11 protein-coding genes and 2 tRNA genes are annotated in these 14,580 nt (G+C 54.6%); 10 read left to right on the top strand and 3 right to left on the bottom strand.

Annotation, left to right across the window (positions count from 1 at the left end):
- Positions 1–66: 66 nt before the first annotated feature.
- From zwf to C7445_RS09155, 4 genes are all read left to right on the top strand, one after another.
- On the top strand, positions 67–1,614 hold the full coding sequence (zwf, locus tag C7445_RS09170; protein WP_134159863.1) for a glucose-6-phosphate dehydrogenase: 1,548 nt from the start codon (positions 67–69) through the stop codon (positions 1,612–1,614).
- A complete protein-coding gene (locus C7445_RS09165) occupies positions 1,615–2,259 on the top strand; it encodes a cyclase family protein (RefSeq protein WP_134159766.1) in 645 nt (214 codons plus the stop codon). It abuts the gene before it with no gap.
- 155 nt (positions 2,260–2,414) lie between these two features.
- Positions 2,415–2,491 (top strand) — tRNA-Ile (locus C7445_RS09160).
- Positions 2,492–2,515: 24 nt separating this feature from the next.
- A tRNA-Gly gene (locus tag C7445_RS09155) sits at positions 2,516–2,589 on the top strand.
- A gap of 275 nt (positions 2,590–2,864) precedes the next feature.
- Here C7445_RS09155 and C7445_RS09150 read toward each other — a convergent pair.
- Positions 2,865–4,667, bottom strand: a complete 1,803-nt coding sequence (locus C7445_RS09150; RefSeq protein WP_134159765.1) for a cupredoxin domain-containing protein — start codon at positions 4,665–4,667, stop codon at positions 2,865–2,867.
- Positions 4,668–5,086: 419 nt separating this feature from the next.
- Between C7445_RS09150 and C7445_RS09145 the strand changes: the two genes are divergently transcribed.
- From C7445_RS09145 to C7445_RS09135, 3 genes are all read left to right on the top strand, one after another.
- A complete protein-coding gene (locus tag C7445_RS09145; protein WP_134159764.1) occupies positions 5,087–5,980 on the top strand; it encodes a DUF1648 domain-containing protein in 894 nt (297 codons plus the stop codon).
- A 201-nt stretch (positions 5,981–6,181) separates the two neighbouring features.
- Positions 6,182–7,114 carry an alpha/beta hydrolase gene (locus C7445_RS09140; RefSeq protein ID WP_134159763.1) on the top strand — a complete coding sequence of 311 codons (933 nt, stop codon included), beginning with the start codon at positions 6,182–6,184 and terminating at the stop codon, positions 7,112–7,114.
- Between the two features lie 82 nt (positions 7,115–7,196).
- Positions 7,197–7,988: an SIMPL domain-containing protein gene (locus tag C7445_RS09135; RefSeq protein ID WP_134159762.1), complete on the top strand. Its 792-nt coding sequence runs from the start codon at positions 7,197–7,199 to the stop codon at positions 7,986–7,988.
- A 125-nt stretch (positions 7,989–8,113) separates the two neighbouring features.
- On the opposite strand, the gene pruA is transcribed toward C7445_RS09135, so the two are convergent.
- The gene (pruA, locus tag C7445_RS09130) at positions 8,114–9,661 is read right to left on the bottom strand and encodes an L-glutamate gamma-semialdehyde dehydrogenase (RefSeq protein WP_134159761.1); all 1,548 of its coding nucleotides are present in this window, start codon (positions 9,659–9,661) and stop codon (positions 8,114–8,116) included.
- A gap of 66 nt (positions 9,662–9,727) precedes the next feature.
- The gene (locus C7445_RS09125; RefSeq protein ID WP_166669069.1) at positions 9,728–11,050 is read right to left on the bottom strand and encodes a sigma 54-interacting transcriptional regulator; all 1,323 of its coding nucleotides are present in this window, start codon (positions 11,048–11,050) and stop codon (positions 9,728–9,730) included.
- Between the two features lie 249 nt (positions 11,051–11,299).
- On the opposite strand from C7445_RS09125, the gene C7445_RS09120 reads away from it, so the two are divergent.
- The 3 genes from C7445_RS09120 to C7445_RS09110 all read left to right on the top strand — a co-directional run bounded on the left by C7445_RS09120 (position 11,300) and on the right by C7445_RS09110 (position 14,568).
- Positions 11,300–12,223, top strand: a complete 924-nt coding sequence (locus tag C7445_RS09120; RefSeq protein WP_134159759.1) for a proline dehydrogenase family protein — start codon at positions 11,300–11,302, stop codon at positions 12,221–12,223.
- A gap of 33 nt (positions 12,224–12,256) precedes the next feature.
- Positions 12,257–13,648: an amino acid permease gene (locus C7445_RS09115; protein WP_134159758.1), complete on the top strand. Its 1,392-nt coding sequence runs from the start codon at positions 12,257–12,259 to the stop codon at positions 13,646–13,648.
- A gap of 152 nt (positions 13,649–13,800) precedes the next feature.
- Complete coding sequence (locus tag C7445_RS09110) at positions 13,801–14,568, top strand: iron-containing redox enzyme family protein (protein WP_243835093.1); 768 nt, start codon at positions 13,801–13,803, stop codon at positions 14,566–14,568.
- Positions 14,569–14,580 lie beyond the last annotated feature (12 nt).

The raw sequence follows: 14,580 nt of genomic DNA, 5'->3' as shown, positions 1-14,580 counted from the left end.
CGAGCGCTTGATGTACAATGAGTCCCGGAATATATACAAGAGATTGGGGAAGTGGTTGGAGTGGAGATGGAGAACAACACTCGTCAATTGCCGCCGCATGTCTTTGTCCTATTCGGTGCCACGGGCGATCTCGCCCATCGCAAACTGTTTCCGGCCTTATATCAACTCGAGAAGAAGGGTCTCATGCCGGAAGGCTTGAGCATCGTCGGCACGGCGCGTCGCGACTACACGACGGAAGCGTTCCGCGATGAAGTGCACAAGGCACTTGTATCCTTCGTGAAGGAAGGCGTGGAGGAAGACGTCTGGTCGCGCTTCCTGGCGCGTATCTTCTATGTCCCAGGCAACGTCGACAGCGAGGACGACTTCCGCAAGTTGCATCAGTTTGTGCTGGACGTCGAGAGCAAGAAGGATCATGGCGGCAACCGCCTCTTCTATCTGTCGATGGCGCCTCGTTTCTTCGGCGAAACAGCCCTCTATTTGAAGAAGGTAGGCCTTGCCGACACCAAAGGATGGCGTCGCCTGATTATCGAGAAGCCGTTCGGACACGACTACAAGTCGGCTGCCGAATTGAACGATCAGCTCTCAAGCGCGTTTGCAGAAGAAGAGATCTATCGTATTGACCACTACCTTGGCAAAGAAATGGTGCAGAACATCGAAGTCATCCGCTTTGCCAACTCGATGTTCGAACCGCTTTGGGATAACCGTTCCATCGCGTCGGTGCAAATCACCTCGAGTGAGACAGTCGGCGTCGAGGATCGCGCGTCGTACTACGAGACGTCAGGCGCACTGCGCGACATGGTCCAAAACCACATGTTGCAAATGGTCATGATGACCGCCATGGAGCCACCCAGCCGCTTGCACACAGAGGCGATCCGCGACGAAAAGGTGAAGGTGCTGCGCTCCTTGCGCGCGTATCAGGAAGATGAAGTTGGCCAGTACGTCGTGCGTGGCCAGTATACGGCTGGTGAAATCGGCGGCAAAGCAGTACCGGGATACTTGGAAGAGCCGGGTGTTGCGCCGGATTCCAAGACGGAGACGTTTGTCGCGGCGAAGCTGTTCATCGACAACTTCCGTTGGGCAGGCGTGCCATTTTACATTCGAACTGGCAAGCGGATGCCGGTGAAATCGACCGAGATCGTCATCCAGTTCCGCAACATGCCGAAGCACCTGTACTTCAACCAGGACGGCAATCTCGGCCCGAACCTGCTCGTCATTCGCATCAACCCGGTGGAAGGCATGTACATGCAGATGAACGTCAAGCGCCCGGGAACCGACAATGTCGTTGTGCCGATCGCGATGGAGTTCAGTCAATCTGCCGACAAGTCGCCGGAAGCTTACGAACGCCTCCTGCACGATGCGATGCACGGCGATTCGACGTTCTTCACGCGCTGGGACGAAGTTTCACTGGCGTGGAAGTTTGTCGATCCGATTGCGCACGCCTTTGCAAACAACACAGTGCCGCTGCACACTTACAAGGCTGGCGAATGGGGACCGAAGGCTGCGCACGATCTCGTCAAGGAACAGCCGGGTCTCTGGTGGCCGCTCTACGGCAATGAGTCGCCGATGGACAACCTCGAGCACGCGACCGGACATCCGGTGGAGGTGAAGCGGTAAATGGCAAAGCTCTACGATATCAGCATGTTGATCCATGCTGATATGCAGGTATACAAGAACAAGGATGAAAAACGTCCTCAGTTCGAAACCACCTCTGACTTCACCACCGGAAGTGCGCATGAGACGCGTCTGCATCTCGATGCGCACACCGGTACGCACATCGACGCCGAGCTGCACATGATTCCGAATGGGCGGACGATCGAAGCTGTCGGTTTGGACAAGTTGGTTCGATCCTGCCGCGTGATCGATCTGACCTCAGTCACTGGTGGCATCACGAAGGCGGATCTGGAGCCGCACCAACCGCAAGCGGGCGAATTTTTGTTGTTCAAGACGCGCAACTCGTTCGAGGAGACGTTCAACTTCGAATTTATTTATTTGGCTGCGGACGGTGCCGAGTATTTGGCAAACATCGGGATCGCTGGTGTGGGCATTGATGGTCTTGGCGTTGAGCGGGCACAGCCGAACCACGAGACGCACGTGTCGCTGTTGTCGAAGGATATCGTGATTCTGGAAGGCTTGCGCTTGAAGGACGTGCCGGCAGGCCATTACTTCATGGTTGCGTTGCCGCTGAAACTTACGGGAATTGACGCGGCGCCTGCGCGAGTGGTGCTACTTGAGGGCGTGCCAGACATCACGTGGGCATAATACAGTGATTGCTCATCCGAGGGGGCGGGCTGGCCGTATTGGCTGCCTGACCCTCCATCACTGGCTTGAATGGCGCTGGGAAGGGGAGTGCTTAGAATTTCGATCTCGAGCGTGACAACCAGCGACGACTGTGTTATAATTTTTATCGTCGCATCGGGCCCATAGCTCAGTTGGTTAGAGCGGCCGGCTCATAACCGGTTGGTCCTAGGTTCGAGTCCTAGTGGGCCCACCAGTGAAATGTGCGCAAACAAAATGTGCGGGTGTAGTTCAATGGTAGAACTCCAGCCTTCCAAGCTGGTAGCGTGGGTTCGATTCCCATCACCCGCTCCATGAGATAAGGGGAAGCCGCTTTGGATGAACAACACCAAAGGCGGCTTTTTCGATCCCCTGGCGTTTGTGATTCCGAATCATTCGCCAAGAGTCATGTCTAAATGGTTGGTGGTTAGTGTAGCCAACTGCTTGAAGATGCTTCTACAGGCGTGAACAGGCCGTCCATCGGCCGTTCACATGCGAGCCTTAACGCCTCACGGTACCCAATTGGATTCCCCAGCCGAAAACTCAACAGACCCTCGCACCAATACGTGCGAGGGTCTGTTGATGTCCGCTTAGTTCATGCCACTCATCGCGTTTCCGGAGGTTCCCGAGGCACTGGACGACTGGGAGCCACCAGTACCCATACTTTGTGCTGCGGTAGGGGCAGGCACGGATCCTGCGTGCGCTTGAGGCGTCATGTCGAGGGTGCTCCCGTCAAACGCCGCATCGAACCCGAGCGACTGGAGTGCACCGACGACTTGGTGTACCGGTACGAACGTGGTCGCGTGTCCGTTCAGACTCCACACCTGACTGTCGCCGCTAAACAGAAGCTGGTTGTTCAAATAGAGGTGGATGTTGCCGCTGCTTCCGGCCTGGCTGTGGGCGTTAATCGGCGTCGTCGAGCTCACCTTCCAGTCGGATCCATTCCAAGTGCTATGCAGTCCTTGCGATTGCAACATGTGCATCACGTACCAGATGGGCACGTAGGTCGTCTTGCCCACTGTCCGAGATGGTACGTTGTCCACGCTGTTGTTTAGCGCGATCGTCAAGACGTTGGGCTGTGGTGTCACGTCCACTGTTCCCAACATACCCATCACATCGTGGAGCAAGCAGCGGTAAGCAAAGTTGCCTGACTTAATAAATGTGAGATCATACGTTGCGCCTGGAACCATGAATCCAGAGTTATAGAACCCTGTTCCCGCATAGATGTGACCGCCATAGGGGACCGGCATGAGACTCTCGTTCGGGATATCGGACCATCCGCTCGGGAGGAACGTGACCGTGTGCACTTCGTTGATACCGGTCTGTGTCCACACCACCGTGTCTCCCGTGTGGATGTGGAGCGTATCTGGCAGGAAGCGTTCGTATGCCCACGACGGATGGTCAATGCGCCCACTCGCCACTATGTGGTGAGTGGCGTCCTCAATGTCGAGCGTCCAAACACCTTGCGGCAGCGCCATTGCGTTGACCGATCCGGTGACCGTTCCCGTACCATCCGCGTTGACGGTGACCGTTCCAAACTGGGACTGAGGAACCGTCACGCCGCTGCCGCTCGTCCCCTCGCTCAACACTGCCGTGTACGATTGTCCTGGTGTCAATCCCGCCAGCTTCACGGCGATGCTGTATGTCGTCTCTGGATTCGACTGGGACGGTGGCAGCGAAAACGCAATGAGCGCAGAGCCACGGACGGTACTGCTATTCTGCGCTGACAAGTCAAATGTGTACGTTTGTGGTTCGGGCGCATCCGTCTGCGCAAAATAGGTGGTGGTTCCGTTCGGATTCTTCTGGGCCTTCAATTGGAACGACGATACCGCTTGGTCCCCAGCAGTGAAATCCGCTTGTTGCTCCGACTGTCCTTCGGCATTGTACTGGGCCTGCGTCATCGGATACGGGGTTCCGGCTGGGTTGACGATGACGACGCCCATCATGCCAGGATGAAGTAAACAATAGTACGGATAGACACCAGGTTTCGTGAACGTCAAGGTGTAGGGCTTGCCGATCAGGAGACCGGAAGACGTGAAGGAGGTACCGTCATACGTACTCCCGCCCGCAGGGGCCTGGGCCGCTGGGGATGTTGATGCTGGAAGCTTGCCGTCTGCGCCCGGAAACGAAACGGTATGACCTGCTCCCTCAAACGTGATCGTGTCGCCGGCGTCAATGGTGATGACATTCGGGAAGAACGCCATGGCCATCACGCCACTCTTCGACATCGCACCCGCATCCACAGTCCACGTCACTCCAGTCGAAGTTGTCGCGGCGCTGGTACTCGATGTGGTGTTGGCGGTGTCTGCGAGTACTGGCATGGTCGAGAAGGACAACGCCGCGACAACCGCAAGGCCGACTGCGCCGGCGTGTAGCAAATGAGCCCGGTTCATACTCTATCTCCCCTTCACATGTTGCTTGCTCTAGAAGTTGGTTAATTCCCGTTCTCCCAACCGGATTCGATGATAATGCCTCGGAGTGACGCACGCGTTCCACAATTGTTCCATTTATCTCATCTTTGTCTTTGCAGCAGGGTGTCTTCCTCGACTATAAAGTCCGATCTTGAACATATGCTTCCAGTATTACATCTTTTTCGTAAATGTCTTGATGTGCTGTCGTTTAATCCGTATTCCTCCAGGTCGCTGGCCCGATCTGATTGTGGTTGGAGCCTTTTCGGGAAACGCGATCGGAGAGGACTATCAGACGCGATTCGCGCGTATCGACGGGGGGAGTAAACTTACTTTTGTCATAACCGTTCAAACATCGTATATTTTGGCTAGATCCACGATAACGCCCGCAAAGGAGTGGGAGGATGTCGGATCGCCTTTCCCTCGCGCAAGCACTCAGCATGAATACTGGTATTTGGATCACAGTTGGCCTCACGATGGCGTTTGTCATCTTATCCGTTGTGTTATCGCGATCGTTTGCCAAGAGTTATGCAAGGCAGTTCCGTCTGTTATTTCGCATTCTACCGTTTGCCCCGTCGTTTCTATGCGTATGGATGCTTGTTACCATGCTTGCGGGGGGCTGGCAAGTCCGCGGCTCCACGCTCGAGCTGCGCACCGATGTCGGTGTGACCACGGTCGATCTCGCTCGTGCATCGGCAGACTGGGTGGTGCCTGATGGCCCCTATGCACCCGCTGTACGAATGTACGGTACCAGTGCAGGCGACTATCAGACAGGTCTATTTCGCCTCAAGAACGGTGAAACCGCGATTGTCTACAGACTTGGCCATTACCCAGAGCTCGCGATTTCCGACGGTCATCACCTTGTGCTCATCTCCACGCTCAACGTTCACGCCCTTGCCGATCGCGTTGCGGATTTTGGAGCACCGCTTCCTTCGGCGCAGTACACAGCCGCTGTCCCTATCCACTGGTCCGCCGCTGTGGCAGCATTCCTGATCTCCTGTCTATTTGTATACCTTCAAATTCACCTTGCACGTACGTATCGCGATCACTTGCCGGATGAGGTTGTGTCCCACTGGGGCGTGGGCGGAAAGGCGAATGGGTGGATGAGCCGTAAAGCGTTTTTACGCGTCGGGGTCATTGTGGCAGTGGGCTTTGGCGTGTTATTCTCGGGTACCTCATTGGTCAGTTGGGTGGGACTTGGGATGTGTATCTATGTGCAACTTGTCCTGTGGGCGGCCATGAAAGCTGCCATCGAAATCAACGCACGAGGGCAGATGAACACATCTACATCCAGATAACAGGAGGAAGGAGAATGGAACACGACTCACGCTGATGACTTCGGAAAGTTGGTTGGTGAACGACCAGGGTTAAGCTGTTCAATGACACATTTGATAGGGCCCAAGAAGCACCTCGATGTGGTGGTAGTCGAGAACGGCTCTACCCGACCTCCCAGAAATGGTGCCAAGGATGTAAATCTCAATAGTGAGGAGGGATAATTTGTGTTTTCAGAGTTCTCCATAGGGTCAGATGACAGTACCCAGATTTACGGCTGCACCTGGTCTCCCGAAGATCGATCTGCACCACGCGCAGTGGTGCAGATTGCTCACGGCATGGCTGAGCACATAGCTCGTTACGATGCCTTTGCGCAGTTCCTCGTGAGTCAGGGTATCGTCGTCTATGGACACGATCATCGCGGCCACGGTCGAACAGGAACGCAACATGGCATACTTGGGTATTTCGCCGATCACGATGGGTTCGAGAAGGTTGTGCGCGATATCGAAGTGGTGACCAAACGGATTGAAGAAGATTACCCGGGCGTTCCCATCTTTTTGTTTGGACACAGTATGGGATCTTCGTTGTCGCTTCGTTACATCCAACAGTTCGGAGAACGGCTTGCGGGTGTGATTCTATGCGGATCGGGGTGGTTTTCGAGACCAATACTCATGCTAGCTTCGTGGCTTGCTGTACGCGAGGTGGCGAAGCGAGGGCGCAGGGAACCGAGTCCTTTTCTTCATCGGCTAACCTTTGGTGGTTTCAACAAGGCGTTCCGTCCTAATCGAACAGAAATGGATTGGCTCAGTCGAGATACTACACAAGTCGACGCATATTTGGCAGACCCACTGTGCGGTCATGTGCACACAGCTGGGTTCTTCCATGATTATTTCTGTGGGTTGCAAATCGTAGAGCAACCCAAGCAAATGGTTCAAGTTCCTGAAAGTCTGCCATTTCTACTCATCTCCGGTACGCGCGATCCGGTTGGCAACTTTGGCCGTGGCGTACAGAAGCTTAGAGCAGCACTGCAACGGGCGGGTGTATTGAACATCGATTACAAATTATACACCGATGCTCGCCATGAGTTATTGAACGAGATCGGCCGTGAACAAGTTTACACCGATATTTATAGGTGGATAGAGAGACGCCTGCAGCGATGACAATCATTTGTCACGTTCTGGCCATGGCCTTCGTCAAACGAGTGTAGATTCATACTACTCTGACGAGGGGCGTGCTGACGAAATGAGAAAATGGGTGAAAACGACGGGTGCTACAAGGGGAAGGGGCTGGCCATCTCGAACGTTTATCGCGATCGGCTCTGGGATTGCGCTCCTGGGAGCCTTGACGGGAAACGCATGGGCCATGGGGGCACCCGATCCCTCGACAAATACAGCCAACGTGTTAGCACCTGACACCATGACCGTCGAGGGCGTTGCGACGCTGCCAATACCAAATCCGGTGACCGACATCACCTATGCGATGACCGTCACAGACTCATCGGTTACGGCGGAAATGAAGGATGTGTCGATTCTTGAGCAGCACATGCGAACCACATTGAAGCAAGTTGGGATTTCCAATGGGGATATTCAGTTCACGACACCCTCGTTTAACGAGGGCAATTCCGGGGCGCAGACGAATCTGCAACTGAATGTGATCGTACCTAGCGCCGGTCAAGTCCCTCATGTGATCGCCAGCTTAGGAAGTTACAGCCCGAGTTTCTTGCAAAATGGCTTCATGAGCGATCAGGTGGTACCACTCGACCCAGATGCACTATGGCCAAGGCTCTATCAGGCGGCTTTAAATAGCGCGCACGCTCAAGCTGCGACATTAGCAAACGAGGCGGGTGTGCAACTTGGATCTGTGAACGCGATTTCTACAGTTATGCCCAGTGGTGGCGTACAGCCGCTTACCGGTCCATATTCAACGAGCCCGTCCGTGCCTGGTCTGCAACTTGTGTATAACAACGGGAATCAGGCCGGAGAAGTGATGACCGAGCTGTACGTGACGTATTCAATCAGCTCGTCAAATGCATAAATCCATGATTGGTTGGACAGTTGACCGCTTAAACGTCGCGGAAATGTATGTGTCATCAATGATTTTTGAGGGGAAGGCAGCCATCCAGCGGCCTTCCACCATATTACGTTGGGGGGATTGAAGCCTCACAACCGCTCCGATACGGCCTTCGCTTGGGTGAATTGCAGCAGGTAGTCGCGTCCGCCCGCCTTGGAATCGGTGCCGGACATGTTGAATCCGCCAAAAGGATGGACCCCGACAAGCGCGCCGGTGGACTTGCGGTTGAAGTAAAGGTTGCCCACCTGGAAGTTGACACGGGCGTATTCCAAATGATCCCGGTCGCGACTGAACACGGATCCCGTCAGCCCATAATCGGTATCATTGGCGATATCAATGGCCTCCTCAAACGTGCGTGCCTTGATGAGCGCGAGCACAGGTCCAAAGATTTCTTCTTGGGCAATGCGCGCCGTTGGCCGCACATCCCCAAAGATGGTTGGCTCGATGAAATAGCCATCCGGGCTTGCTTGCTTACCACCACAAAGCAAGGTACCTTCGCCTTGCCCAATCTCGATGTACGATAGCACTTTTTGGAACGCTCCCTCGTCAATCACCGGACCGACATGGCTGTCCGGGCTTTCCGCATCGCCGATACGCAAATCCTTCGTGATGGCAAGCAGGCGGTCCACCATCTCGTCGTAAATCGCTTCGTGCAGAATCGCCCGGCTGCAGGCTGAGCACTTCTGTCCCGCGAAATTGAATGCGGAAGCGACAATCTGCCGGGCAGCGTCGTCGAGATCGGCGTGCTCGTCGACCACGATGGCGTCTTTGCCGCCCATTTCTGCGATCACGCGCTTCAACCAAATTTGCCCCGGTTGCACTTTCGCTGCCCGCTCATAGATTCGGCAACCGACGCGGCGTGATCCGGTGAATGAAATGAACCGGGTTTGCGGGTGATCCACCAGCGTCTCACCGACCGTCTCACCTGCACCTGGAACGAACTGGATGACGCCGGCTGGGACGCCCGCCTCTTTCATGACTTCCATAAACTTAGCTGCGATCACCGGCGTTTGCATAGCAGGCTTTAAGACGACCGTGTTGCCTGCGACGATGGCCGATGTGGTCATACCGGTCAGAATGGCGAGAGGGAAGTTCCAAGGCGTGATGATAGCGCCCACACCAAGCGGAATATAGTAGAGTTCATTGTCTTCTTCGCGAATGCGTGTCAATGGCTGAGGCGCACCTAGGCGCATGGCCTCTCGCGCATAAAATTCCAGGAAATCAATCGCTTCCGCGGTGTCTGCATCGGCCTCTGCCCACGTCTTTCCTGCTTCCAACACCATGGTCGCGGATAACTCAAACTTGCGTCGCCGCATAATAGCTGCGGCCTTGAACAAATAGCGTGCCCGTTCTTCGAACGACTTCTTGCTCCACGATGTAAAGGCGCGTGCAGCTCCTGCAATGGCGCGTTCAGCGTGCTCGGCCGTTCCTTCGTGAACGCGGCCAATCACTTGCTCCTTGCGCGACGGATTGAGGGATTCGATCACGTTCGCGGTCGTGATCGCTTCACCATCAATGTAGAGCGGATAGACAACGTCGTGTTCGTGTTTGACGGCTTCCAGGGCCGCAAGCATCTGCGCACGGACTTCGGGATTGGAAAAACGGCTGAATGGCTCATTGCGGAATTCTGGTAACATATGAAAACCTCCTTAGTGGATTGAGATAGCTCATACAGAAGGATTGGCTGGGTAGAATCATGAAACTCACTCGGTGTCGAGATGGTACTGTTTCATTTTGTAGTACAGTGCTCCGCGAGAAATACCAAGCAATCGCGCAGCAATGGTTTTGTTGCCTTTGCTCTGCTTCAACGCTTCTTCAATGCGAGTGCGTTCAGCTGCGCGCGAGACGACGGCGAGCGGGGTAGCATCTCCGGTAAACTGCGCCAGAGATCCCTGCGCGAGCGCGGTCGGAAGATCTTCCTTCATCAGTGTGCTGCCTTGGCACACCGTGACTGCGTGTCGCATCGTTTGCTCCAGTTCGGCCACATTGCCTGGCCAGTCATAGGCCCGCAACAGGGCCAGCACTTCATCCGAGAGAGTTGGGACCGGGCGTCCCATTTCTCGTGCGAGACGCGATAAGAAAAATTGACAAAACCCCGAAATTTCCTCTTTGCGATCGCGCAGAGGTAACACATCAATTCGATGCAGGACACATTCCAGCGCCGGATCGAGCTTGGTACCGGGCACTGCGGACGCGATCACGTGGCAGTTGATCGGTTTGCGATCAGCGCTTCCCACGCGTGAAAAGGAGCCAACGCGCAGGGCCTTGGCCAGGGCTCGCTGGGCGGGCGGGGGCAGCGCGTGCACGTTCGCGAGGTACAATGTGCCACCGGCGGCCTGTTCGAGCCGACCGATGCGACCTTCGGATTCCCCGGCCAGCAATCCTCCTTGAAATCCGAATAGTTCCACATCCGCGAGGGCGGGCGGAATCGCATTACAGGCTATTGGGACAAAGGGGCCATCTTGCCGCAGCTGCCAAAGCACAGTGTGAGCAATGGTGCGTTTTCCAGTACCAGGTTCACCCATCAGTAAAATGGGCGCGTGATGGCCGAGCAGAGGCGTGTGCGTGAGCAACTGTAGGATGGTTTGTGTTGACGGGCCTATGTAAGGTCCGTCATTCGCGTCGATTTTTTGAACTGCCGTCCGCATCTGCTCTCCGCTCATGCGCACGAGGTGGGTGATATCCTGCTCGACGGCCACGGCGCCAATCAGTTCGCCGTCCGTGTCATATAGGGGCTCGGCGGAAATGAAGACATGGACGTCGGATCGCGGTTGATGATAGACCTGGTGCAGAGATTCTCCTGTGCGCATCACGTTGAACAACATGATGGACTCAGCTGGGAAGAATTCGCCGATGGAGTGCCCTAAAATCTCCTCTTCCGCGATCCCGTAAAGGGCCTGTGCGGCGGCATTCCAGACGGTGACCATACCCTCCGTATTGATGGCGGTAATGGCGTCGTGAATGAGATTGAGAACGGGTTCCGTTAAGTCGTATGGGCCAGGTACGCACTGCATGAAATTGCCCATCGTTCGCTTCCTCTCCCACATTGAACCAGGCACTTGTACTAGGCGCAGCATATCGAGAGACACAGCAGATGCTGCATGAATACAGCGATGTCTCTTGTACATGTACCCCCATGATATCCATGTATTGCGCTTTCACATGTGTGTGTCTAAAATGAAACCACGATACGCTTGGTGTGTCAACTTTCTGATCGATATGTCCAAAAATGAAACACAAGAACAGACGTTTCTTGGAGAAACGGAGGAATGGCCATGGAGCAGTGGATGCGCAGCACACTCTTACAGCTATCGCAAAATCGCAAGGTCGAGCGTATGGCACGCCGCTTCGGGCCGCGGCTGGGTGCTTCGCGGTTTGTTCCAGGCGAGACGATTGAGGACGCCGTCAGGGCCGTCCGCATGCTGCAAAGCAAGGGATTGGCCACAGCGCTCGATCATTTGGGCGAGTTTGTCGACAATCGCGAAGAGGCCATAGCGGCAGCGGAGTTTTGTGTACGCACGCTACAGGCAACGGAAAATGAAACCGGTGATGTCTATCTATCGGTGAAGTTGACGCAGTTGGGTTTGGATATCTCGGAGGAACTATGCCACGAAAACATGCGAAGGATTGTTCGTCAAGCGCGCGAGATCGGTCGTTTTGTTCGAATTGATATGGAGGACTATGCGCGCAACGAGAAGACCCTGCACATGTACCGTGCTTTATGCGATGAATTTGGATCCCATGCAATCGGAACTGTGATCCAAGCGTATCTGTATAAAAGCATGGACGATTTGGCTGCACTGCGGTCTTTGCAGCCAAACCTTCGCTTGGTCAAAGGTGCATATAAGGAACCTGCGAGCGTCGCATATCCAGAGAAACGGGACGTCGATGAAAACTATAAGCGTATGATTGCCGCCCAACTTGAGGCACACTGCCCGACTGCCGTGGCCACCCATGATGAACGGATCATCGATTGGGTGAAAGCGTTTGTAAGAGAGCACAATATCCCGCAATCGGTTTGGGAATTTCAGATGCTCTATGGTATCCGTCCACAATTGCAAGAGTCATTGGCACAGGAAGGGTATCGCGTACGTGTATACGTTCCCTTTGGAGAAGACTGGTATGGGTACTTTATGCGCAGGTTGGCCGAGCGGCCTGCGAATGTTTCCTTCGTATTGAAATCACTCGTCAGAGCGTAAAGTGGTTCACCAAACCCAGTGGCGTTGCGCTGGATGGAGAGGGTGAGTGCATTGGCGATGCGAACTGAGTCTGAACATGCGTCGGGAACACTACAACAAAGTCTGCGTATGCGGCACATGACCATGATCTCGCTGGGCGGCGTGATCGGCGCTGGATTGTTTGTGGGAAGCGGTGCCGTGATTCAAGCGACAGGTCCCGCGGCCATCATTTCCTACGCGATGGCCGGTCTGCTGGTCATTTTCATTATGCGCATGCTTGGTGAAATGGCGGTGGCGAGACCATCCGTGGGATCGTTTGCAGAGTATGGCCGGATCGCGCTTGGAGAGTGGGCGGGATTTCTCATTGGCTGGCTGTACTGGTACTTCTGGGTCATTGTCGTCGCCGTTGAGGCTACCGCAGGCGCCTTGACCTTGCACAACTGGGTGCTTCCTGGCGTCCCACTGTGGCTGTTATCCTTGGCCTTGCTTGTCATATTGACACTGACCAACGTCTTTTCCGTGCGATCGTACGGCGAGTTTGAGTATTGGTTCGCCTTTATCAAAGTCGCGGCGATCGTCGTTTTCATCGTGCTGGGCGCATTGTTTGTCCTCGGACTTTGGCCGCACGCTCATCTCAATTTTTCCAATTTGACCAAACATGGTGGCTTCATACCGTTTGGTGTAGGGGCGCTCTTTTCGAGCGTGACCACGCTCATCTTTTCATTTTTCGGCTCAGAAATTGTAACTATTGCCGCGGCCGAGTCCAAAGAACCCGCGCGATCCGTTGCCCGGGCCACCAATTCCGTCATTTGGCGGGTCCTGGTCTTCTATGTTTTATCTATCTTTCTCATTGTGACCATCTTGCCGTGGAACGATCCGAAGGCCTTGGCGAGCCCCTACGTCAACGCGTTGAAACTGTTAGGAGTACCCGGTGTCGCTTCGGCCATGGATGTCGTCGTCATCACAGCGGTTCTATCCTGCTTGAACTCTGGGCTTTATACCGCTTCGCGCATGTTGTTTGCCCTAGCTCATCAGGGGAATGCACCCAAGAATCTCTTGCGTGTGAATCGGCGCGGCGTACCCGTACGTGCGATCCTTGTGTGCACCATTGTGGGGTACCTGTCCATCATCATGGACTACGTCTCGCCACAGCACGTGTTCTTGTTTCTCTTAAACTCGTCCGGTGCGGTCGGTCTGTTTATCTACTTGCTCATTGCCTGTTCACAACTTCGGCTGCGTCGCCAGTTGAATCGCGATCGCGTAGAACTCCCAGTCAAGATGTGGTTTTATCCGTATCTCACCTATCTTTGCATTGCTGGCATGGTGGCGGTCATGATCTCGATGGTCTTTCACAAAGGGGATGTCTCACAGCTTGTTTTAAGTTTGGTAAGCGTCGCTGTATTGCTTACCATCCACTGGTTCCGATCTGCTTTGACACGACGTTGAGGTCCCTTTTCCTGTACGGATGCGTCACGTTCCGGCATGGCACTTCGCTTGTCCCGCGAGGTGCCATGTTTCGTATCTCTGTGGGCGACGTTCTCTTGACCTTTGACGGCTAGATTTCGTATGCTTTCGGGGTCGTTTTTAGTAGGAACATCATGGAGAGTCATCCAAGACGGAAAGGCAGGTACGACGTGCAGGTCATGAATCGGCAATTCTCCACGTATGAAGACGTAGAACAGAGCATGCTTGCCTTGGTAGACGAGCACTTCTTTCAAGGGAGCTTCCTGCAAACGCTGTGCAGCGGCAACTATAACAACGTTCAGCTTCGTTATTTCGCGCTTCAGTATGGCTATTACAGTCGGCATTTTCCTCGCGTGCTCGGAGCCGCCATTGCGGCCATGCCTCCCATTGACGAATGGTGGGTTCCTGTGGCAGACAATCTATGGGATGAGGCCGGACGCGGCGAATCTGGCAGGGCACACGAAAAATTGTATCTGACCTTTTTAAAGTCGGTGGTGCCAGATGCCAAGTTGGATCGGCACGGCATACCGGATGTCCCGATGTCACCTGCAGTGGAAACAGCCATTGACACCTTCATTCAGTTCTTCCGAGAGGCGACGCCGCTACAAGCCATGGCTGCGGTGGGACTCGGATCGGAACTTTTTGCGGGTGCGGTTATGGCGCGCATTGGGGAAGGGGTCTTGCACCCACATTACCAGGCGGAGGGGGCTGTGAACAGCCTGTTCTGGCAGGTTCATGCCGACGAGCACGAGCCTCGGCATTACGAATTGTGCAAACAGATCTTACAGCGTCACACAGCACCGGATGAACTGCGTCTGATGTATGAAACAGGAAGGTATATTGCCTTGTCAGAAGCATCGATGTACGAAGAACTTCATGCTGAAATGATGTCGCTCGTATGATCGCTGGTTTGC

The organism is Alicyclobacillus sacchari (genome assembly GCF_004366795.1).
Taxonomy (GTDB): Bacteria; Bacillota; Bacilli; order Alicyclobacillales; family Alicyclobacillaceae; genus Alicyclobacillus; species Alicyclobacillus sacchari.
This window is presented reverse-complemented; position numbering and strand designations above follow the sequence as displayed.

What these genes read in the sequence shown, in the direction of transcription:
- pruA (WP_134159761.1), bottom strand. Translation starts at nt 9,661, where the DNA reads ATGTTACCAGAATTCCGCAATGAGCCATTCAGCCGTTTTTCCAATCCC.
- C7445_RS09150 (WP_134159765.1), bottom strand. Translation starts at nt 4,667, where the DNA reads ATGAACCGGGCTCATTTGCTACACGCCGGCGCAGTCGGCCTTGCGGTT.
- C7445_RS09165 (WP_134159766.1), top strand. Translation starts at nt 1,615, where the DNA reads ATGGCAAAGCTCTACGATATCAGCATGTTGATCCATGCTGATATGCAG.
- C7445_RS09125 (WP_166669069.1), bottom strand. Translation starts at nt 11,050, where the DNA reads ATGGGCAATTTCATGCAGTGCGTACCTGGCCCATACGACTTAACGGAA.
- C7445_RS09120 (WP_134159759.1), top strand. Translation starts at nt 11,300, where the DNA reads ATGGAGCAGTGGATGCGCAGCACACTCTTACAGCTATCGCAAAATCGC.
- C7445_RS09135 (WP_134159762.1), top strand. Translation starts at nt 7,197, where the DNA reads ATGAGAAAATGGGTGAAAACGACGGGTGCTACAAGGGGAAGGGGCTGG.
- zwf (WP_134159863.1), top strand. Translation starts at nt 67, where the DNA reads ATGGAGAACAACACTCGTCAATTGCCGCCGCATGTCTTTGTCCTATTC.
- C7445_RS09110 (WP_243835093.1), top strand. Translation starts at nt 13,801, where the DNA reads ATGGAGAGTCATCCAAGACGGAAAGGCAGGTACGACGTGCAGGTCATG.
- C7445_RS09115 (WP_134159758.1), top strand. Translation starts at nt 12,257, where the DNA reads ATGGAGAGGGTGAGTGCATTGGCGATGCGAACTGAGTCTGAACATGCG.
- C7445_RS09145 (WP_134159764.1), top strand. Translation starts at nt 5,087, where the DNA reads ATGTCGGATCGCCTTTCCCTCGCGCAAGCACTCAGCATGAATACTGGT.